Source organism: Alcaligenes nematophilus (assembly GCF_026344155.1).
Classification (GTDB): Bacteria; Pseudomonadota; Gammaproteobacteria; order Burkholderiales; family Burkholderiaceae_B; genus Alcaligenes; species Alcaligenes phenolicus.
This window is the reverse complement of record NZ_JAPKMZ010000008.1, coordinates 27,857-48,685: the sequence shown is the minus strand read 5'-3', so window position 1 is coordinate 48,685 and position 20,829 is coordinate 27,857. Positions and strand designations below refer to the sequence as shown.

Below are 20,829 nucleotides of genomic sequence, written 5' to 3'. Positions count from 1 at the left end.
GATGTAATAAGTTCGCAGCCGGTTTAACCGGCTTGTTCTGCCGTCGCGCGCTGTGACAGAAGAATGGTGGAGTGGGCCTGCTGCAATACCCCTCCCAGCACATCCTGCGTCAAGGTGGTGAGCAGGTCGTAGTCATTGAAGCGAAAGCCGCAAATCAACGAGCTGGAGCTGGCCAGCTTGACCAATTGGGCCGGCGACAGACGCAACAAGGTCTCTGCCACATCGGTATCGAAGCCCAAACGGAACATACCTGCCGAAAAATTCTCCCGCAGCAGGCGCTGCGCGAGTAACAAGTACGACAAATTGACTTCCTGAATATCATTCAGCAGCGAATTTTCCGATACGGGCATGTCAGCCATCCTTGTAAATCTGTTAATCAGCCAGTTTCTTGTAACAAAACACATTTAAAATATATAAAGTTACATAAATATGTATCATGCCTTGCAATCTATTGCATGAATATAATTTTTACATTCTCGATGTTTCCGACACACACCCTCTTTTAATGCCCTAAAAACATGGAAAACATCAAATATATGCAATAAACGTATCAAGACACAGCAGAATATTATCAGATGCTCACTTAATGTTGTAGTTATAAACGAGATGTAACATGACAAAGATCAAAGCGTCTGTATCAAAATTATGTTTTGTTGCATACATTAGCCATTAATTAATGCATATTTCGACGATCCATCTCACGCGCTGCCTAAAAAGCGTCGAAATATCGGATAATCTTCTGGTGACAGCTTTCCCCGCCGCCCCCACATCCGTTTTGTAACAGCCCATGGTTCCTGCTGCTTTTACGCAACGTCTGTTTGCCTTGTGCCTGACACTGATCCTGGCGGCTTGTGCGCACACGCCCTCCTCCCGCCTACCCGCCGGCAAACCCATTGGTGTGGATGAACAACGCCGTTCAGCCGTAGTCCTGTCTGCCCTGACCTTGCTGGATACGCCTTACCGCTACGGCGGACGCGAACCGTCTACCGGCTTTGATTGCAGCGGCCTGGTGCACTATGTATTCAGCCAGGAATCCAGTTCCCCCATTCCACGCCGCACCGGCGACCAGGCCAGCGCGGCCCGGCGTGTCAGTCGTTCACAGCTGCGCCCGGGTGATCTGGTGTTTTTCAATACGCTGGGTACCCCGAACTCGCATGTGGGCATCTATATAGGCAAGCAACAATTCATCAACGCTCCCTCCAGTGGTGGACGCGTGCGGATTGATTCACTGGACAATCCCTATTTCGCCAAACGCTTTGAAACAGCTCGCACTTTCTTTGATTGACTCATCGGCAAGCCAGCGCGGGCATTGAAAGAAAGCAGGCCTGATCTTTCACCAGGCCCAATTTCATTGGGCGCAGAAAGCAAAAGGGCCCGTAATGAACGGGCCCTTTCTTATTGCCATACGTTTAACGCGTAGGCACGGTGGCGTATTGCTCGGCCAGTTCCAGAAAGGCCTCCAGCTCGGGCGAGCGCCCGGTTTCTTCTTCCATAATTGCCGCCACCGCTGGGGCAAGCGATTGCGCCAGACGCGCATCAAGGAACAAAAGGCGCGAACGACGGGCCAGCATGTCTTCAACGGTACGGGCATATTCAAAGCGGCAAGCAAAGCGCACCATAGCCACACTCAAGCCCGGCGCCAATTCCTGATCCGCTCCCGGCAAGGTCTGCACCCAATCGGCCTCGCTGCCATACGCATCCAGGCCGGCTGTACGCCCCAAAGAACGCCGGTCACCTACATAAGAAGCACCGACCAAACGTTGCTCCTGAGTCCGACAGGCTGGCAAAGGCCTCAGCAAGCCGGACTGCTGGCAGCGTTCCAGCACATCCTCGGCCATGGCACGATACGTCGTCCATTTGCCGCCAGTGACTGTCAGCAAACCATTCGCACTAACCGTAATGCTATGTTCCCGGCTGATGGATTGCGTCTGCCCCGCGGCCGACTCGGCTGCAGGGCGCACCAGCGGTCGCAGCCCCACCCAGATACTGCGCACATCCTGCACCGTGGGCGCTTTTTGCAGATAATTCGCGGACTCTTTCAGAATGAAATCCACTTCCTGGGCCAAGGGGCGCGGCTCCAGCGGAATATCGTCTCGGGGAGTATCCGTCGTGCCCAAAATCAGCTTGCCCAACCAAGGCACGGCAAACAAGACCCGGCCATCCTTGGTCCGTGGCACAAGCAAGGCGTGTTCACCGGGCAGGAATTCCTGATCAACCACCAAGTGCACACCCTGGCTGGGCGAAACCATAGGGCGCAGCTCACGCCCGGCTTCCTGCGCATCCAGTTGTCGCACCTGATCCACCCACACGCCCGTGGCATTGACCACGCATGTGCTCTGGATCTCGTAGGTCTGACCGCTTTCCTTGTCCTGGCAGCGCACCCCGCAGACCTTGCCCTCGCTGTGCATCACATCCACAACCGGACAGTAATTGATGAGCAAGGCCCCATTCAGAGCCGCCGTACGGGCCAGGGCCAAGGCCAGACGGGCATCATCAAACTGGCCGTCCCAATATTTCACACCACCTTTCAGGCCACTTTGCCGCGCACCGGGCAGAAGCTGCCGGATCTTGGAAGCACTCAAAAATTGGGTATGACCCAACCCCTCGCGCCCCGCCAAACCGTCATAGGCCATCAGGCCCACCCCGTAAAACGGAGTCTCCCAGCACTTGTAGCTGGGCATGACAAAAGGCAGGCGCTGCGCCAGATGAGGCGCATTGCTAAGCAAATGCATACGCTCGCGCAAGGCTTCACGCACCAGACTGACATTGCCCTGGGCCAGGTATCGCACCCCGCCGTGTACCAGCTTGGTCGCCCGCGAGGACGTGCCTTTGGCAAAGTCCCAGGCTTCCAGCACAACCACACTCAAGCCCCGCAAGGCCGCGTCCAGAGCCACGCCCAAGCCGGTAGCGCCACCACCCACCACGACCATATCCACCTGCGTGGTGCGCGCCAAGGCGCCCAGCATCTGGGCTCTGTCGGTCAATAAGGGGGAACTTAATGTAGTCATAAGATGAGCTTTGGACCTGAAATTAGCAGACACCCGAAAAAAACACTGACTGGCTCGGGATTTACCCTGATTTTAGCCCCTGAACTTTTACCGTCCAGTGAAACTTGTTTGCTCGCGTATCAAGTCCCCTTCTGCGACCGGACACAGAGCACACAGAGCCAGTACACTGTGGTCTGCTCCGCTTTTACTGCCTCATTCGCATGACATTCATACTTGCTCTTGATCAGGGAACCTCCAGCTCGCGCAGCCTTGTGGTAGCGGCAGACGGCCGCATTCTGGCCAAGGCGCAGCAGGAAACTCAGCAATACTACCCGCGTACAGACTGGGTAGAGCATGATCCCCAGGAAATCCTGGACACCCAGTTCCGGACTGCCCGGCAAGCGATTGAGCAGGCAGGGCTACGCCCTCAGGACATACACGCCATTGGCATTACCAATCAGCGTGAAACCACAGTGCTATGGGATCGGCAAACCGGGCAGGCTCTGCACAAGGCCATCGTCTGGCAAGACAGACGCGCCGAGGACTTCTGCGCCCAGTTGCGCGAACAAGGGCACGAAGCCACCATTACCGGCAAGACCGGCCTGCCTATTGATGCCTATTTTTCGGCCTCCAAGCTGCGTTGGCTGCTGGACTCCGTACCCGGCGCCCGTGAACGTGCAGCGCGTGGTGAACTGGCTTTCGGCACCATTGATAGCTGGCTGATCTGGCATTTAAGTGGCGGCAAAGTCCATGCCACCGATGTCAGCAATGCCTCGCGCACTCTGCTCTACAACATTCATAGCCAGCAATGGGACGATGAATTGCTGACCCTGTTCAACATCCCGGCCAGCGTCTTGCCCCAGGTACAGAGCTCCGCCTCCGAGTTTGGCCATTGCAGCCCCGAAATTCTGGGTAGCCCCATTCCCATTTGTGGTGTGGCGGGCGACCAACAGAGCGCCCTGTTCGGCCAGGCTTGCACAACACCCGGCATGGCCAAGAATACCTATGGCACAGGCTGCTTCCTGTTGATGCACTGTGGCTCGCAAGTCCCCCAATCCCATAACGGCCTGATCGCAACCAGCGCCGCCCATCATGGCGATGCCCCCGCCTATGCGCTGGAAGGCAGCGTCTTTATTGGGGGGGCGGTGGTCCAATGGCTGCGCGATGGTCTGGGCGCACTGGAACATAGCGCGCAAGTCGAAGAGCTGGCTCGTAGCGTGCCGGATGCACAAGGCGTACGACTGGTCCCTGCCTTCACCGGCCTGGGCGCCCCCTATTGGGATGCCCAAGCCCGCGGCACCATTACCGGCCTGACACGCGCCTCCACCATGGCCCACATCGCCCGCGCTGCTCTGGACAGCATTGCCTACCAAAGCGCCGCCGTGCTGCAAGCCATGAATCGGGATGTACAGGCCAACGGCGGCCCGGCCTTGCACGGGCTGCGTGTGGACGGTGGGGCCTGCGCCAATAATCTTCTGATGCAATTTCAAGCAGACTTGTTGGGCCTGCCTGTCGTGCGTCCCGTTACTATTGAGACGACCGCGCTGGGCGCCGCCTATCTGGCGGGCCTGGGCAGCGGTCTGTATTCAGGTCTGCCTGAGATTGCGGCGCTATGGCAATGCGACCGGGTTTTCGAGCCCATCATGTCGCGCGATGAAGCCCAAAACCTGATGCTCAGTTGGGAACAAGCCGTGCGTCAGGCACGCACTTATTGAACTTGCTGTTTTTTTGACGGAAACACCATGCTGCAAAAAATCATTCTGGGCATTGCCATCTTCCTGATCGTGATGTTGGGCCTGACCTTTGGCGAGGCCATTTTCCACTACATTTCCTCGTACCTGGGATTCCTGTTCCATGACTTCATCGAATTGATGCAGCAAGTTCAGCGCTACCTGACCGTGCATTGGGGCAAGGCACTGATCGCCTTGATCATTACCATCCCGCTGGTGATCTGGATTTCCAAGAACAAGAAAGACGAAATGTCCAAGCCCAACAGCCACCGCAAGATCGCGATTGTGCTGGCGATATTCCTGGGCTGGCTGGGCGTGCACCGCTTTTACCTGGGCCAGATCGGCATGGGCTTGTTATTCCTGGTGCTGTTTGCCATCTGGTCGCCGCTGGCCTACTTCCTGGCCTTGATCGACGCCTTGCGTTACGCCTTCATGGGCGACGACGAGTTCAAGCTGGCCCGTTAATTTCCAGACTGCTCACCCAAGCCCCACTTGCTGGGGCTTTTTTTATGGCTGCCGCCTTCACGCATGCCAGAAGCCTGGCTACGTCAAATAAACAGGCTCCACTCAGGGCGTTTTGTGGACTTATCAGGGAAAACCACAGCCCATGCCGCTTGCAAGCCTAGTTCCTTGATTTCCAATGCTTATATTAGCCACCATACCTTCCAGGTATGCAAGCAAACCTTTTTAGTCTTGGAAATCCCCAAGCGGCTTCGTGTTCAATCGAATTGGGGGAGACACGCCAGCCTCTAAAAGACTGGCAGCGGCGGCTCAGATCAAAAGTGTGAGGCCATTGTTGCTGGCTCTGTCTACACATCCGTTACCCGATGGTTTTACGTATAAAAACCCATTAATACGCCCTATGGCACTCGCGTCCACGGCTTTATGTAGAGACACATCTCCGACTTGCATCGGAGGCCTGCAGACGACGAGGGTCACTACAAACATAACTAGATTGAGACACAAGAAAATGCGACGCACTAAAAATAGCTATTTACTGCGCAGCTTGCTGGGCCTGGCTTTGGCCGCCTGCACGCTAAGCAGCCACGCAGCCACAGAGACACAACGCCCCAATATTTTGCTGATCGTGGCCGATGATCTGGGGTATTCAGACATTGGCGCATTTGGCGGGGAAATTTCCACCCCTAACCTGGATGCCCTGGTCAAAGACGGCGTAGCCCTGACTGACTTTTACGCTTCCCCTTTCTGTTCCCCGACCCGCGCCATGCTGATGTCCGGCGCGGACAACCATCAGGTGGGCTTTGGTGGCATGGCCGAACTGATGACGCCCCAGCAGCGCGCCCTGCCGGGCTACGAAGGCTTTCTGAGCGACCAGGCCCTGCCCTTTCCCTTGGTCCTGCAAGACCATGGCTACCGTACTTATATGGCTGGCAAGTGGCATTTGGGTGTGAAAGAGGAAGTCGCCCCGCCCAATAGGGGCTTCGACCAGTCTTACGCCTTGATGCACGGTGGCGCCAGCCACTTTGACCAAAGCGGCATCATCACCTTTGACGCCAATAAAGCACCAGTCGCCCTGTACCGCGAGAACGGCAAGGAAGTGCAACTGCCCAAAGACTTCTACTCCAGCGAGTTTTTTGCCTCGCGCCTGATGTCCTACATAGACGCAGACACGCGCAAGGATCAGCCTTTCTTCGCCTACCTGGCCTTTACGGCTCCCCATTGGCCCTTGCACGCACCCGAGGAATACATACGCAAATATGAAGGCCGCTATGACGCAGGCTATGACGTGCTGCGTGAGGAGCGTCTGGAGCGCATGAAGAAGCTGGGTCTGGTGCCCCAGGATATGCAAGGCTATGTGGGCAATCCGGCCTGGCCACGCTGGAAAGACCTGAGTCCTGAACAGCAACGTGTTGAAAGCAAACGTATGGCGGTCTACGCCGCGATGGTGGAAGCCATGGATGCACAGATTGGCCGTGTCATCGAGCACCTGAAACAAACCGGCCAGTACGACAACACCGTCGTCATCTTCATGTCCGATAACGGTGCCGACGGCAATACCGTGCTCGATGAAGGTGAAACCCGCGCCTGGGCCCACAAGCATCGCGATAACAGCTATGAAAACACGGGCCGTCCCGGCTCCTTTGTGGAATACGGCCCAGGCTGGGCGCAAGTTGGCTCCACGCCCTTCAATCTGTACAAAGCCTTCATGTATGAAGGCGGTATCTCGGTACCCAGCATCATGCGCGTACCCGGTGGCAAGCGTCAGGGCGAATTTGTGCGCGCTCCGGCCCATGTAACCGACATCGCCCCCACCATTCTGGCCTTGGCCCAGATCGAACAGCCCAAGGGCGAATACCGTGGCCGCCAAGTCATCCCCATGCAAGGCAACTCCATGGTCGATGTGCTGACCGGTCGCAGCGATCAGGTCCATGAAACCTTCCGCCAAGGCTGGGAGCTGAATGGCCGCCGCGCCATGCGCGTGGGTGACTGGAAAATCGTGTACGCCAATGCACCGTGGGGCAAAGACCGCTGGGAACTGTTCAATGTGGTCGAAGACCGCTCCGAGCTGAATGACCTGTCCGAAAAACATCCTGAAAAGCTGAAAGAGCTGATTGCCGAGTACGAGCAATATGCCAAGCGCAACGGGGTGGAGGATTTTGAAGGTCTGGCTTCGCGCCCTGGCTACAGCAACAGCCTGAACTACTACAAGGATCTGGATGAAGTCCTTTAAGCTCTCCCGAGCCAAGGCACTGCTGACGGTATGCGGGCTGCTGACAGCAGCCCCGCTGCCTGCAGCGGCAGACGGCTCCGATACCCTCCCTCCTCCGGTTCCGGCCCACGATTGCCAAGCCTATAACGGCATACCAACAGGCTTCGGCCCGGCCAGGCAAGGAGCCGCCAATCAGGCTGGTTTGGTCACCATTCCGGGGGGGCGCTTTCTGATGGGGTCCGACGAAGGCTATCCGGAAGAAAAGCCGGTACATCCCGTGGAGGTCCAGGCTTTTCAGATAGACCAGCACGAAGTCACCAATGCCCAATTCGCACAATTTGTGGCGGCCACAGGCTATGTCACCCAGGCGGAACGGGTGCCGGAATTTCCGCCGCATGTTCAGGTTCCCGAGCAGTATCGTCAGCCCGGATCCGCCGTCTTCACGCCACCGGCAGCAACGCATGATCACGATCACCACGATGGGCACGATCAACATGCCCCTCCCAGCAATTACAACTGGTGGGTATGGGTGCCGGGTGCCAACTGGCGGCATCCCGGTGGTCCCGATACCAATCTGAACGGCCGTGACAATCATCCCGTCGTCCATATCGCCTACGAGGATGCGCTGGCTTACGCCCGCTGGTTGGGACGCGATCTGCCCACCGAAGAGCAATGGGAGTTTGCTGCGCGCGGCGGACTGGAAGGCGCTACCTACCCTTGGGGCAATACGCCTGAAGTGCGCGGCCGCTTGATGGCCAACACCTGGCAAGGTAATTTCCCCGCCCAGAACCTGCTGCGCGATGGCTACGAAGGCACCGCCCCCGTAGGTTGCTTCCCGGCCAATAACTATGGCCTGTGGGATTCGGTCGGCAATGTCTGGGAATGGACACGCAGTGCATGGCAGCCCCAGCATCGCCCCCTGGTGCCCAAACCCCTTCTCGCGGCAATAAAGGATGCCAAAGGAAATCCGGCAACAGGCGTCATCAAGGGCGGCTCGTTTCTGTGTGCGGCGAACTTCTGCGTACGCTATCGCCCAGCTTCACGGCAACCCCAGGAAACCACCATGTCTACCCAGCATGTGGGCTTTCGTACGGTGCTTAATGAAATAAAAAACTAAGCTCAAAAGCCGGGCTCACCCTTGCCAAGCCCGGCACCAAACAACAATCCCCTCGCTTTTGACGAGGGGATTGTTCACTATCAAGTTCTTTCAGGGCAGACAAGCAAGGCATCAAGGCCTACGATGCCATTCCCGTTTCAGGCGTGGCCGTTTCTTTTTGCTTGACGGCCTGATGGTCCAGGGTCTCGCTGACGCTTTCCCACGCATTCTGCAAGCTATCAAAAACGCGATGCGCGTGAATCTGCTTGAACAGACCCATGCGAATCAGCTTGCGACCCACTTTCTCGTTCGCCTCGCACAGCGCCACCATGACATTGCGCTGTTCCAGCTCCGCCAAGGCAGTCTCCAAAGCCTGCATGGCCGTCGCATCCACAAAAGGCACGTAATTCAGGCGCAAGACCACGGCCCGAACCTGCTCCGGCACCGTCAGCAAGGAACGATTTACCGCTTCCACACTGGCAAAGAAGTACGGTCCTTCCAGAGTCAGCACCGAAATATCCTGCCGCAACTCCTGGCTGAAGGACAAATCCAGTGCCCGCTGTAAACGGCGGCCTTCCAAGGCCCGCACTTGCACCCCATCCGAGGTGCGTTTGAGCACATACAGCATGGCCAGAATCACCCCAATATTGACGGCCACGACCAGATCCGCAAATACCGTCAGGGCGAAAGTCACCCACAGAATGAACAAGTCAGCGGTAGGCATACGGCGCTGCAGGCGAAGGACCAGCTTGGCCTGACTCATATTCCAGGCCACCATGAACAGAATGGCCGCCAACACCGTCAGCGGGATATAAGCCGCCAGCGGGGCCAGCAACAGCAGAACCAGTACCAGGAAAATGACATGCACCACGCCGGCAATGGGGCTGTCACCGCCATTACGGATATTGGTAGCGGTACGGGCAATGGCCCCGGTAGCCGCAATCCCGCCAAACAAGGGCGAGAGCACGTTGGCAATCCCTTGGCCCACCAATTCCTGATTGGAGTCGTGACGGGTCCCTGTCATGGAGTCGGCCACGACAGCGGACAGCAAGGACTCGATCGCACCCAGCATGGCAATTGCAAACGCAGGCCCGATCAGCTCCACCACGCGAGTCAGCGTAATTTCCGGCCATTGAAACGACGGCAAGCCGCTGGGCAAGGCACCGAAGCTGGAGCCGATAGTGGCCACCGACTCAAAACGGAAAATCGCCTGGATAAGCGTAATGACCACCAGGGCCACCAGCGGTCCGGGCAAACGCGCCAGACTTGGGATCTTGGGCACGACAATCAGAATCGCCAGAGACAAAATCCCCAGCAGTGTGGTTGCCCAATCCAGGGACGGCAGGTTCTGCAGCAAGAACCAGAGTTTCTCGTGAAAGTGCTGGCCCTCGACGGCGGGAAGGCCAAAAAAGTCCCGCCATTGACCCACCCAGATGATCACCCCGATACCGGCGGTAAAACCCACGATGACCGGATCGGGAATAAAGCGGATCACGGCTCCCAGGCGCAGTAGGCCCAGCAGCAGCAAGATCACCCCGGCCATCAGCGTGGCAATTTGCAGGCCCGCCACCCCATGTTGGGCCACCACCCCGGACAGGATGACAATGAAGGCCCCCGTCGGCCCGGCAATCTGCACCCGGCTGCCGCCAAATAAAGACACCGCCAAACCAGCAATAATGGCGGTATACAAACCCTGCTCGGGCTTGACCCCGGAGGCAATGGCGAAGGCCATGGCCAACGGCAAGGCCACCACCCCCACCACCAAACCAGCCAACAGGTTATTCAGCCAGTGTTTTCGCCCCAGGAGTCCGGCTCGACCCGCTTCCAGCAGTGCAATCATCGCGCGTCCTTGTCATGCCCAGCCTGCTCGACACAGATGAGAAACAAGCAGGGCCTCAACCCAAATGAAGCCTTAATGATACTACTGCGTGTCAAAAAAACTTCACGTTAGTGATGGGCTTATTTGATGCGGCATAAAAAGGCCCCCACGCTGCGCCTGCGGCTTGCGCTCCACCTCGCGGCCTGCATGCCGCTCGGATTCGCCAGGCACACAGCAGTCCGCAATGGACTACTGTGTGTCCAGGCTCATCCCCGAGGGGGCGCTTTTTACCGGGGGCGCCGAGCCTTGGGACGGCCCAGCGATAAAAAAAGCCCCACCTCAAAGAGGTGGGGCTCAGTGACAACGAACACGGAATTCAAGGGTTGCGGGCGCGCAGCAAACGCAAACTGTTCAGCACCACCAGCAAGCTTGCACCCACGTCGGCAAACACGGCCATCCACATGGTAGCCTGGCCAGTCAGGGCCATCACCAGGAACACGGCCTTGATACCCAAAGCCAGGCTGATGTTCTGCCACAACACGGCATGCAAGGCTCGGGACTGACGCATCAGCAAGGCAATCTTGCCCAGATCATCGTCCATCAAGGCCACGTCAGCGGTCTCGATCGCAATGTCCGAACCCAAAGCTCCCATCGCGATACCCACATCGGCACGAGCCAGGGCGGGTGCATCATTGATGCCATCACCCACCATCGCCACCAAACCGTTACCCAGTTTTTCCTCGATACGGTCCAGCTTGTCCTGTGGTAGCAAACCACCTCGGAAATCCTTGATTCCGGCTTGCTGGGCGACATGACGCACGGCTTGCTCGTGGTCGCCCGAAAGCACTTCCACCTGAACACCCTGCGCTTGCAGATCGCGAATCGCCTGGCTGGTGGTGGGACGCAGCGTATCCATCATGGCGAACCAGGCCAGCAGACCGTGCTCGTCACCCAGATACACCATGGTGGCACCGCTCTCTACCGCTTGCTGCTCGGCCTGGCTGGACTCAGCCTTGTTCTGCCCCAGCACCCAGCTACGCTTGCCCAGACGCAATTGGCCAGTCGTGCCTTGTGCCTGCACACCATTACCCGCCAAAGCTTCGAATTGATCCAGGCGCACCAGACCCGATGCCACACGGCCACGGGCAATCGCTTGCGAGGCAGGATGATCCGAACGCTCGGCCAGAGCAACGGCCATGTCCAGCACTTCACTATCCGACAGGCTTGGACGCAGGCTGCCATATTCGCTCAAGGAAGGCTCGCCCAAGGTCAGGGTGCCGGTCTTGTCCACGGCCAAGTACCGCAACTGACGAGCCCGCTCCAGATACACGCCACCTTTAATCAAAATACCGGCACGTGCGGCACTGGCCAGGGCACTGACTACGGCCACAGGCGTGGAAATCACCAGGGCGCAAGGGCAAGCAATCACCAGCAGAACCAGAGCACGGTACACGGACTCCGACCAGCTCACACCCCAGATCAAGGGCAAGGCCACAGCCATCAAGGCCGCTGCCACCACAACCAGCGGGGTGTAGATGCGGGAGAACTGGTCGACAAAGCGCTGAATCGGAGCCTTGTTGGCTTGGGCCTCCTGAACCGAACGTGTGATACGGGCCAGCAAGGTTTCATCATGCGCGGCCTGGACCTGATACACCAGTTCGCCCATGCCATTGATGGTGCCTGCAAAAACCTCGTCACCGGGCGCTTTGTCCACGGGGGCACTTTCACCCGTGATAGGAGCCTGGTTAACCGTGCTTAGCCCTTGCAGAACTTTGCCATCCAGGCCAAAACGCTCGCCGGGGGCCACCCGTACTTGCCAGCCTGCCTGCACCTGATTGGCCGGTACACGCCGCCAATCCTTGCCATCGGCACTGACCAGCACTTCATCCGGAACCAGCTTGAGCAGGCTGTCCACCGCATTCCGGGCGCGGTCCAGGGAACGAGCCTCAATCCACTCAGCCAGGCTGAACAAGGACATCACCATGGCGGCTTCAGGCCATTGGGCCAGTAGCACCGCGCCGGTAACGGCAATACTCATCAAGGCATTGATATTGAGCTGACCATTACGCAGCGCAATCCAGCCCTTCTTGTAGACCTGCACGCCGCCAGACAGAATCGCGGCCAGAGCCAGAACAATCACCAGCCACTCGGGGGCCGCCAGCCAGTGGCTGATCTCGGCGGCCAAAGCCAGCACCACGGCACCAGCAATGCGAATCAGGCCTTGCTTGGGCGATACCTGCTTCACAGGCTCTTCATCAGCCATGCGGGGTTCAAAGCCCAGGCCGCGCAACGCGCCCAGCACCTTGTCACGGGCACCATCCACGTGGTCCACGGTCAAAACACGCTGCATCAGGTCAAAACCCAGGTTCTGCACCTGATCCAGCTTTTTCAGGCCGGAGCGAATCATGTTCTCTTCCGCCGGGCAGTCCATATCAGCAATATGCACAACCAGACGAGTGGAGGTACTGGCCGCCAAGGTCACCGATGGGCCAAATGCGGGTGCCGAGCAGCACGCCCCCTCGTGGGAGTGCGACGCTTGTTCTGCATGGCTGTGATCGTGATCATGGCTATGCTCGTGGCTGTGATCGCCCGCCGCATGGTCGTGATCATGACTATGGTCATGTACGTGCTCGGTCTGGCAGGCTGATGTTGTGCACTGCCCCACGCCGAACTTTGATGTGTTGTTAGCTGATGTCATAGCAGTTCCTCGCTTCTTGCATGGGACCAGTAGAAAGCCTAAAGTAACTACAAGGTCAAGCCCTTTGGAGGCCAAGCAATGAAAATTGGTGAGTTGGCGGAAAAAAGCCACTGCAACACGGAAACCATCCGCTATTACGAGAAAGTTGGGCTGCTGCCCGAGCCGGAGCGCAGCGAGGGCAACTACCGCCTGTACCGCAGTATCCACCTGGAACGGCTACGTTTTATTCGCAACTGCCGCAGCCTGGATATGACGCACGAAGAAATTCGCGGCCTGCTGGCATTCATGGACGGCCCAGCGCAAGACTGCGCCCCGGTCAACGATTTGCTGGATGAACACATCGAGCATGTGGCCGTACGCATTGCCGAGCTGGAACACCTGCAAAAACAACTGATTGAACTGCGTCACCGCTGCGGACAGGCCGGCGGCCTGGAGCATTGCGGCATTTTGCAGGGATTGGTGAATATGGAGCCGGATCAAGTCCCGGCTCCCACAACCCATTTGGGCTAAGGCGGTGTGACGTGGTCCTTAGCCACGCACCCGCCCTGCCGCCCACATTCCGATCAGCATCGCGACCAGAAACAAAATAGCCAACGGTGCGCCCGACGCAGCCAGCACAATGGCCGGTCCAGGGCAGAAACCTGCCACACCCCAACCAGCGCCGAAAATCAAAGCACCCAACACCAAAGGACGGTCTATTTGACGCTGCTTGGGCAGATTCATGGGCTGGCCAGTCACAAAAGCACAAGGACGACGGCGTGCCAGACTGAACGGCACAATCGCCACCGCAATTGCCGCGGCCATTACCAAGGCCAAAGACGGGTCCCAGGCTCCGGCCAGATCCAGAAACGCCAGCACCTTGCTGGGGTTGGCCAAGCCGGAAATCAATAAACCCAAGCCAAAAATCAGGCCGGAAACTAAAGCGATGAAATAGTGCATGGCGGGCTCCTTAGACCAAATGACGCAAGACAAACACGGTCAGAAAGCCGCTGGCCATAAACGTCAGCGTTGCCACCAAAGAACGGGGCGACAAACGCGACAGACCACACACACCATGACCACTGGTGCACCCCGAACCCAAACGGGTTCCGAACCCCACCAGCAAACCGGCTACCACCACCCACATCCAGGGCTGCGGCTGCACGACAGGTACGGTTTCCCCGGCCAGGCGGTACAGCCAGGGTGCCGCCGCCAGGCCCAACAAGGCCATCCAGCGCCAGCCCTTGTCACCCGCCTCCCCGCTCCAGGTGCCCGACAGCAGGCCGGATATGCCAAACACCCGACCATTGAACAGCACCAGCACAGCGGCCGCCAAACCAATCAAGGCGCCGCCAAACAAGGCGCTCCACGGGGTAAAGGAACTCCAGTCAATTGCGATCATCAATGCCTCCTGGGGCACAAAAAATTCCATATAAAGTTTGCATGACAGCCAACACCGCCGGGTTTTCCAGGCGGTAATAGACGTACTTGCCCTCTTTGCGGCTGGCAATCAGCTCTTCGCGCCGCAAAACCGTCAATTGCTGGGATAAAGTAGGTTGTGAAATTCCACTGCGCTGCGCCAGCTCCCCCACATTGCATTCGCCCTGCACCAACGTGCACAGAATCATCAGGCGGTCGGGGTTGGCCAAGCTGCCCAGCAAGCTGCTGGCTCGGCCCGCTACCTGTCGCAGGGCTTCCAGTTCGGTTTGATTCATAACGTTCTACAAAAATACAATATATATTATTATATAATATCTTTTCATATTTTATAAGCAACAAGAGGTCTGCCATGCTCCAAGCCCAGGTCGCCAGCTTCTTTCATACGGACACGTCCACGTTCACCTACGTGGTTTATGCCGAAGATCAACGCGAATGCGCCATCATTGACTCGGTGCTGGACTACGACGCCGCCTCCGGCCGCAGCAGCACCGTGTCTGCCCAGAAGGTCGTGGACTTTGTGCGCCAGCATCAGCTGGAGGTGCAATGGATTCTGGAAACCCATGCCCATGCCGACCACCTGTCCGCTGCGGTCTGGCTGCAAGAACAGGTGGGCGGGAAAATAGCCATTGGCGAACACATCAAGCAAGTGCAGTCCACGTTCAGCCGCATCTTTAATATAGAGGCCGAAATTCAGGCCAACGGCACACCCTTCGATACGCTGTTCAAGGATCAGGAACCGTTCCAGATCGGCGCCATTCAGGTGCAGGCTCTGCACGTGCCCGGTCATACACCGGCAGATATGGCCTATCACGTTCAAGGTCTGGGCGTATTTGTGGGCGACACCTTGTTCCTGCCCGATGTCGGTACCGCCCGTTGCGACTTTCCGGGCGGCAGCGCCAGCCAGCTTTATGAATCCATCCAGCGCCTGCTGGCCCTGCCCGCAGATACGGTCTTGTTCATGTGCCACGACTATCCGCCTGAAGGACGGGAGCCCCAGTTCCACTGCACGGTTCAGGAGCAGAAGGACAGCAACATCCACGTACACGACGGCATCAGCCAGAAACAGTTTTGCGAGCGCCGCCACGCACGCGATAAAACCCTGAGCATGCCACGCCTGATCCTGCCCTCCATTCAAGTCAATATCCGCGCCGGACACTTTCCCGAGCCTGAAAGCAATGGTCAGGTCTATCTGAAACTGCCCGTCAATCAACTTTAAATACAACTGTTTTTTGCGTCCGAACAGACACTGGCTCGGACGTAGAAAAACTTTTAAGGCTCAGCCTGCGTATACTGCCCTTTTCTGCACCCTGAACTTCAGAAGGAAATAACAGGCATGACTTACGTGGCCATCAAACACTTGCACATGACAGCCGCCGGGCTGAGCATTTTGTTTTTCATTATTCGGGCCTTCTGGTCAGTCAGCGGATCATCCTGTTTGCAGAATCGCTTTGTGCGCATTGCTCCGCATGTCATCGATACCGTCTTGCTGGTCTGTGGTCTGGCGCTGGCCGGCATGTTGGGCGCAGCCGCCAACCAGCCCTGGCTGCTGACCAAGATTGTGTTGCTGGTGGTCTACATTGTGGTGGGCAGCTATGCCATCAAGCGCGGTAAAACCGCCTTTAGCCGCGGCGTGGCGGCGCTGATTGCGATTGCCATCTTTGCCTATATCGTAGGCGTGGCACTGAACCGCAGCCCAGCGTCCTGGTTCGTCTAAACCAGTAGCCCACATACAAAAAAAGCCCCGACGCTACGCCTTCGGCTTGCTGCCCCCCGAGGGGGAGTTTTTGTCATGGGACGGCCCGGCGACAAAAAAAGCCCCCACGCTACGCCTTCGGCTTGCTGCCTCCCCAAAGGAGGAGTTTTTTGTCTTGGGACGGCCCGGCGACAAAAAAGCCCCTGTCAGTGAAAGTTATCTTCCACTGACAGGGGCTTTTTACATGCCTGTCTTACCAGACACCTATCCAGCGCTGTACCAGCAAACTGCTGACCGCCACCGCGATCCAGACTCCCAGCCCCAGCAAGGCAGGCCGCACACCGGCTCGGGCCATCACACGCAAGTCCGAACACAAACCAATAGCTGCCAGGGCCAACACCATCAGGAACTCAGCCAGAAAACGCAGGGGTTCCAGCCACTCCACCGGCACCCAACCCAGCGAGCGCAGAGCCGAGGCCACCATGAACCAGACGATGAACCAGGGGAACACTCGCATCAAGTCAAAGTCCCGGCCAGCCTGACGCGAACGCCACACTTCCAGACCCGCCAGAATCAGGCAAATGGGGATAATCAAGGTTGCCCGAGTCAGCTTGACGATAGTGGCGTGGTCACCAGCCTGACGGCTATAGCTATAGCCGGCTGCCACTACCGAAGACGTATCGTTGATGGCGGTTCCCGCCCACACCCCAAAACCTGCGTCCGACATATTCATCATGTGACCGGCCAAGGGGAAAATCAGCACGGCCACGATATTGAAGATAAAGATGGTGGAAATCGCCAGTGCAGTCTCATGTTCCTCAGGCTTCAGAATAGGCGTGACCGCTGCAATGGCCGAGCCACCACAAATCGCTGTCCCCACTCCAATCAAGGTACGCAGCTTGGAAGGAATCCCCAAGGCTCGGCCCAGCACCAGCGCCGTCACAAACGCCACCGTCAAGGTCACCAGGGTCACCGCCAGCGAATCCATGCCGGTACGCATTACTTGTGGCAGGCTCAAACCAAAGCCCAGACCAATAATTGACCACTGCAACAACACCTTGGACGAAAAGCGCAAACCGGGCTGAAACACCGTAGCCACGCCCATGCTGTTACGCAGTACCATGCCCAAGACAATCGCAAAAACCGGACCGCCAATCAAAGGCCACACTTTGCCCAGGCCCATAGCGGCCACACCTACGGCCACCGCCAGTAAAAAGCCCCACCAACGCGACGGCTTCAGAGAGAAACCCGATTTGCCCTGTGCCTTCAGGGTCGTGCTTCCTGCTGGTAAATCGGTCACACTGCTCATCTCGTCATTCCAGATATGTAATAAGTAAAAGTAATTTTAGGTTGACCCGGAGTATTAAAAAATTCATTATTACTTATCGTAAGTATCAATTTTATTTATCATGAATGCGATCAGCATCAGACAACTGGAAGTGTTTGTAGGCATTGCCACCTTGGGCACCGTGCGCGCTTGCGCAGCCCAGATTCACTTGTCCCAACCCGCCGCCAGCATGGCTTTGGCCGAATTGGAAAAGCAGCTGGATTGCCCCCTGTTTGAGCGCACGCCGGGGCGCATGCAGCTGACCAGCCGCGGCAAGCAATTGCTGCCGCACGCTCGCGAAATTCTGGAGCGCCTGCGGGAGATGCAAAGCCAGCAGGAAGAAAGCGAGTTGCGTGGTGAAATCCGCATCGGAGCCAGCAATACCGTCGGCAACTATCTGATCGGGGATCTGGTGGGGCAGTTTGTGCGCCAGCACCCGCGCGTGTCCCTGCACGTGTCGGTGGACAACACAGCCAACATCATCAATCAGTTGCTGGAACACAGCTGCGACATTGCCTGCGTGGAAGGTCCGGTCAATCACCCTCAGTTGGAAACCTGGATCTGGCGCGAAGATGCGCTGGTCGTCTGCGCCGCCCCCGATCACCCGCTCGCCACCAAGGCCATTTTGGAAAAACAGGACTTTGCGGGCATGAGCTGGATCATGCGCGAACGTGGTTCGGCCTCCCGAGCGCTGACCGAACAAGCCTTGAATGTGCTGCCCGGTGGACATGTGCTGATGGAGCTGGGCCAGGTGGAAGCCATCAAACAGGCCGTCATCGCCGGGCTGGGTCTGGCCTGTCTGCCACAGGCGGCCACCCTGGATGCTGTTGCCAATCAGCGACTACGTATCCTGGATACTCCCTTTTTGGATTTAAAACGTCGTCTATCCCTGGTCCTGCACAAGGAACGCTACCGCAGCCAGGTGTTAAGCGCCTTTGCGGAGCATTTACACAGCCCGGAGTCCGGTTCACCCAGGCCTGAAAATTGACGCAAGTTTGCATTCTGATGATGGTTGACACCCGCAGCAATGTTATTCTTGCTGCAGTGCAGCACAAATAGAAGGGACCATAAGTCCCGCTCTCCTGCCCACCTCTTGAACCGAGTGATGCCATGAACACTGTTCCTACGCCACAAGCGCAAGATGTCCCCGCTTTTGCCCGCCCCTCTTATTTGCCCCCCTACGAAACGGTAGCCCTGGTGTTGCAAGGTGGCGGTGCTTTGGGGGCCTATCAAGCCGGTGTGTATGAAGGCTTGCTGGAAGCAGGAATCGAGCCAGACTGTTTATCCGGCATCTCGATCGGGGCCTTGAACACCGCGATTATTGCGGGTAATCCCCCCGAGCGGCAGGTAGAACGCCTGCGGGAATTCTGGAATACCATTTGCGAGCCCTACTATGGCTGGTCCAGCCCGGCCTGCCTGGAACGTGCGCTCTTTGGTATCAACGATGTGATGCGCGAGGCCATCAGCGCCTTCAATGCCAGCAACGCCCTGGTCTTGGGACAGCGCGGCTTTTTCCGCCCCCGCTTCCCCCCTCCGATGCAAGCCACACCGGGCGTGCCCGAAGGAGCCAGCTATTACGACACCAGCGCCCTGAAAGACACGCTGGAGCGTTTATGTGACTTTGATCGTATCAATGACAAGCGTCAGCGCATTTCGGTAGGTGCGGTCAACGTGGGCACGGGCAACTTTGTTTATTTTGACAATCATCGCACCACCTTGCGAGCCGAGCACTTCATGGCCTCGGGTGCCCTGCCCCCGGCTTTCGCCCCCGTGGAAATTGATGGTCAGTATTACTGGGACGGTGGTCTGGTTTCCAATACACCACTGTCTTATGTACTGGACCAGTCGCCCCGCCGGGACACTCTGGTCTTTCAAGTGGACTTGTGGAGTGCGCGTGGTCCGGTGCCCAACAATATGGGCGAAGTCAGCGACCGCTTGAACGAGATCCGCTACTCCAGTCGTACCCGTATGGTGACCGAGGACATGCGCCATTCGCAGTACATGCGCCATATCCTGTCAGAGCTGCTAGCGCTGATCCCCGAAGATCAACGCAAAGACCTGCTGCCTTGCCGTCTGGCCGAAGAACTGGCCAGTAACAAGCGCTACAACGTGGTGCACCTGATTTATCGCAACCAGCCCTACGAGCAACACTACAAGGACTATCAGTTTGGTCGCATGACCATGCGCGAGCACTGGCGTAGCGGTCTGGATGATATTCGCCAGACGCTGATACACAGGGACAAGCTGAATATGCCAGAGAACCTGGCCGGCTTCACTACCTACGACGTGCACCGCGACGAAATCGAAAAACGGCTGGCCAACAACGGCAAGTAAGCCAGCCTGTGCCGGGACTTAGCGGCGGCTCAAGACCATCGCGCCGCTAAGTACAAAGGCCGTACCCAGCAATTGCATGAGCGTAATCGGTTCCCCCAGGAACCAGTTCGCCAGAAATAGAACCGAGACTGGGCCAATCAGCCCCATTTGAGCACTCATGGGCGCGCCTATCCGCTCCACCGCCCACATAGTCATAAAGGTCGGCAGAACCGTATTGCAAACGGCGTGAATCATGGACAAGCCATAGACCGGTGCAGGCTGCACCAGCCCCTGCCACCCCAGCACAGCGAAAAAGTGAATCAGGGTGTAGACCGCCGAGAAAGACATGGCATAAGCCACCAGCCGTGTAGAACCAATGGCCTTGAGCAGCTCGCCCGAGCCAATCAGGTAAATGGCATAGGAAATGGCCGAACCCAACACGCAGAGCGCGCCCAGCAGCACATCATCGCCGGTCAGGCTCAAGTCCTGCACAAAGACCAAGCCTACCCCTAGATAGGCCAGCGCCAGAGCCAGCCATTGTTTAGGCAGAATCCGTCGTTTCAGAAAGATGGCGGAGAACATCAGCACAAAGGTGGGCGACAAAAACAGAATCAGCCGCTCCAGTCCTGCCGAAATATATTCAAGGCCGATAAAGTCCAGCAAACTGGCCAGGTAATAGCCCAGAAAGCCCAGCACCACCAGCTCCAGCTTCTGGCGGCCAGTCAGTGCGGCCAGCTTGCCCTGCCGTACTTTCTTCACCTGCCAGAGGGCAATAGCCAGAAAGAAAGGCAGCGACAAAAGCATTCGAAAGCCAATCACAGTCAAGGCGTTGACATCGTATTGGTAGGTCAGCTTGGCAACCACCGCTTTGGCGGAGAAAAGAATAGAGCCGCCCCCCGACAGGGCCAGTCCAATTAAAAAGGAACTGCGCTGCGCACTGGGGCTTTGACTAGCTTGCATGGGAATTCATCACTTTGCAGGGCGACACTGTCAGCACAAGAGCTGCTGGCCCCAGCGAAAAAAAGAGTCAACAAGCCGTCGATTCTACTCTTTGCTTCTGGCAGCGGCCACGTTGA

Annotated in this window: 19 protein-coding genes; 10 read left to right on the top strand and 9 right to left on the bottom strand. The window is 57.4% G+C overall.

Annotation, left to right across the window (positions count from 1 at the left end):
* Positions 1 to 23 precede the first annotated feature (23 nt).
* Positions 24 to 350 carry a flagellar transcriptional regulator FlhD gene (gene flhD, locus OSH04_RS18370; RefSeq protein ID WP_009455187.1) on the bottom strand — a complete coding sequence of 109 codons (327 nt, stop codon included), beginning with the start codon at positions 348 to 350 and terminating at the stop codon, positions 24 to 26.
* A gap of 437 nt (positions 351 to 787) precedes the next feature.
* Here flhD and OSH04_RS18365 point away from each other — a divergent pair, with 437 nt between their 5' ends.
* A complete protein-coding gene (locus OSH04_RS18365; RefSeq protein ID WP_009455189.1) occupies positions 788 to 1,285 on the top strand; it encodes a C40 family peptidase in 498 nt (165 codons plus the stop codon).
* Between the two features lie 124 nt (positions 1,286 to 1,409).
* Here the strand turns inward: OSH04_RS18365 and OSH04_RS18360 are convergent, their stop codons facing one another.
* Entirely contained in the window at positions 1,410 to 3,008 is a 1,599-nt protein-coding gene (locus OSH04_RS18360; protein WP_060186842.1) for a glycerol-3-phosphate dehydrogenase/oxidase, read from the bottom strand.
* A 200-nt stretch (positions 3,009 to 3,208) separates the two neighbouring features.
* On the opposite strand from OSH04_RS18360, the gene glpK reads away from it, so the two are divergent.
* The 4 genes from glpK (at position 3,209) to OSH04_RS18340 (ending at position 8,505) form a co-directional block, all read left to right on the top strand.
* On the top strand, positions 3,209 to 4,702 hold the full coding sequence (gene glpK / locus OSH04_RS18355) for a glycerol kinase GlpK (protein ID WP_266109027.1): 1,494 nt from the start codon (positions 3,209 to 3,211) through the stop codon (positions 4,700 to 4,702).
* A 27-nt stretch (positions 4,703 to 4,729) separates the two neighbouring features.
* On the top strand, positions 4,730 to 5,182 hold the full coding sequence (locus OSH04_RS18350; protein ID WP_035269009.1) for a TM2 domain-containing protein: 453 nt from the start codon (positions 4,730 to 4,732) through the stop codon (positions 5,180 to 5,182).
* 505 nt (positions 5,183 to 5,687) lie between these two features.
* Positions 5,688 to 7,409, top strand: a complete 1,722-nt coding sequence (locus OSH04_RS18345) for an arylsulfatase (protein WP_266109026.1) — start codon at positions 5,688 to 5,690, stop codon at positions 7,407 to 7,409.
* Positions 7,396 to 8,505 carry a formylglycine-generating enzyme family protein gene (locus OSH04_RS18340; RefSeq protein ID WP_266109025.1) on the top strand — a complete coding sequence of 370 codons (1,110 nt, stop codon included), beginning with the start codon at positions 7,396 to 7,398 and terminating at the stop codon, positions 8,503 to 8,505. The genes OSH04_RS18345 and OSH04_RS18340 overlap by 14 nt, the downstream gene beginning before the upstream one ends.
* 118 nt (positions 8,506 to 8,623) lie before the next feature.
* On the opposite strand, the gene OSH04_RS18335 is transcribed toward OSH04_RS18340, so the two are convergent.
* Positions 8,624 to 10,324, bottom strand: coding sequence for a SulP family inorganic anion transporter (locus tag OSH04_RS18335; protein ID WP_266109024.1), 1,701 nt, complete (start codon positions 10,322 to 10,324; stop codon positions 8,624 to 8,626).
* A 355-nt stretch (positions 10,325 to 10,679) separates the two neighbouring features.
* Positions 10,680 to 13,001, bottom strand: coding sequence for a heavy metal translocating P-type ATPase (locus tag OSH04_RS18330; RefSeq protein ID WP_266109023.1), 2,322 nt, complete (start codon positions 12,999 to 13,001; stop codon positions 10,680 to 10,682).
* A 78-nt stretch (positions 13,002 to 13,079) separates the two neighbouring features.
* Between OSH04_RS18330 and cadR the strand changes: the two genes are divergently transcribed.
* Entirely contained in the window at positions 13,080 to 13,511 is a 432-nt protein-coding gene (gene cadR, locus OSH04_RS18325) for a Cd(II)/Pb(II)-responsive transcriptional regulator (RefSeq protein ID WP_021446839.1), read from the top strand.
* A gap of 18 nt (positions 13,512 to 13,529) precedes the next feature.
* Here the strand turns inward: cadR and OSH04_RS18320 are convergent, their stop codons facing one another.
* The 3 genes from OSH04_RS18320 to OSH04_RS18310 are packed head-to-tail and all read right to left on the bottom strand — an operon-like array spanning position 13,530 to position 14,695.
* Entirely contained in the window at positions 13,530 to 13,940 is a 411-nt protein-coding gene (locus tag OSH04_RS18320; protein ID WP_009455401.1) for a DUF6691 family protein, read from the bottom strand.
* 10 nt (positions 13,941 to 13,950) lie between these two features.
* Positions 13,951 to 14,379, bottom strand: coding sequence for a YeeE/YedE family protein (locus OSH04_RS18315; protein ID WP_083053963.1), 429 nt, complete (start codon positions 14,377 to 14,379; stop codon positions 13,951 to 13,953).
* Positions 14,369 to 14,695 carry an ArsR/SmtB family transcription factor gene (locus OSH04_RS18310; RefSeq protein WP_009456065.1) on the bottom strand — a complete coding sequence of 109 codons (327 nt, stop codon included), beginning with the start codon at positions 14,693 to 14,695 and terminating at the stop codon, positions 14,369 to 14,371. Before OSH04_RS18310 ends, OSH04_RS18315 begins: the two co-directional genes overlap by 11 nt.
* 74 nt (positions 14,696 to 14,769) lie before the next feature.
* Between OSH04_RS18310 and OSH04_RS18305 the strand changes: the two genes are divergently transcribed.
* Together OSH04_RS18305 and OSH04_RS18300 are read left to right on the top strand one after the other, a co-directional pair.
* Complete coding sequence (locus OSH04_RS18305) at positions 14,770 to 15,636, top strand: MBL fold metallo-hydrolase (protein WP_266109022.1); 867 nt, start codon at positions 14,770 to 14,772, stop codon at positions 15,634 to 15,636.
* 117 nt (positions 15,637 to 15,753) lie between these two features.
* Positions 15,754 to 16,134, top strand: coding sequence for a SirB2 family protein (locus OSH04_RS18300; RefSeq protein ID WP_060186835.1), 381 nt, complete (start codon positions 15,754 to 15,756; stop codon positions 16,132 to 16,134).
* A gap of 232 nt (positions 16,135 to 16,366) precedes the next feature.
* On the opposite strand, the gene OSH04_RS18295 is transcribed toward OSH04_RS18300, so the two are convergent.
* Entirely contained in the window at positions 16,367 to 17,422 is a 1,056-nt protein-coding gene (locus OSH04_RS18295) for a YeiH family protein (protein ID WP_026484582.1), read from the bottom strand.
* Positions 17,423 to 17,522: 100 nt separating this feature from the next.
* On the opposite strand from OSH04_RS18295, the gene OSH04_RS18290 reads away from it, so the two are divergent.
* Both OSH04_RS18290 and OSH04_RS18285 read left to right on the top strand, forming a co-directional pair.
* A complete protein-coding gene (locus OSH04_RS18290) occupies positions 17,523 to 18,428 on the top strand; it encodes a LysR family transcriptional regulator (protein ID WP_266109021.1) in 906 nt (301 codons plus the stop codon).
* A 122-nt stretch (positions 18,429 to 18,550) separates the two neighbouring features.
* Complete coding sequence (locus tag OSH04_RS18285; RefSeq protein ID WP_266109020.1) at positions 18,551 to 19,774, top strand: patatin-like phospholipase family protein; 1,224 nt, start codon at positions 18,551 to 18,553, stop codon at positions 19,772 to 19,774.
* A gap of 18 nt (positions 19,775 to 19,792) precedes the next feature.
* On the opposite strand, the gene OSH04_RS18280 is transcribed toward OSH04_RS18285, so the two are convergent.
* Positions 19,793 to 20,713 carry a DMT family transporter gene (locus OSH04_RS18280; protein ID WP_266109019.1) on the bottom strand — a complete coding sequence of 307 codons (921 nt, stop codon included), beginning with the start codon at positions 20,711 to 20,713 and terminating at the stop codon, positions 19,793 to 19,795.
* Positions 20,714 to 20,829 lie beyond the last annotated feature (116 nt).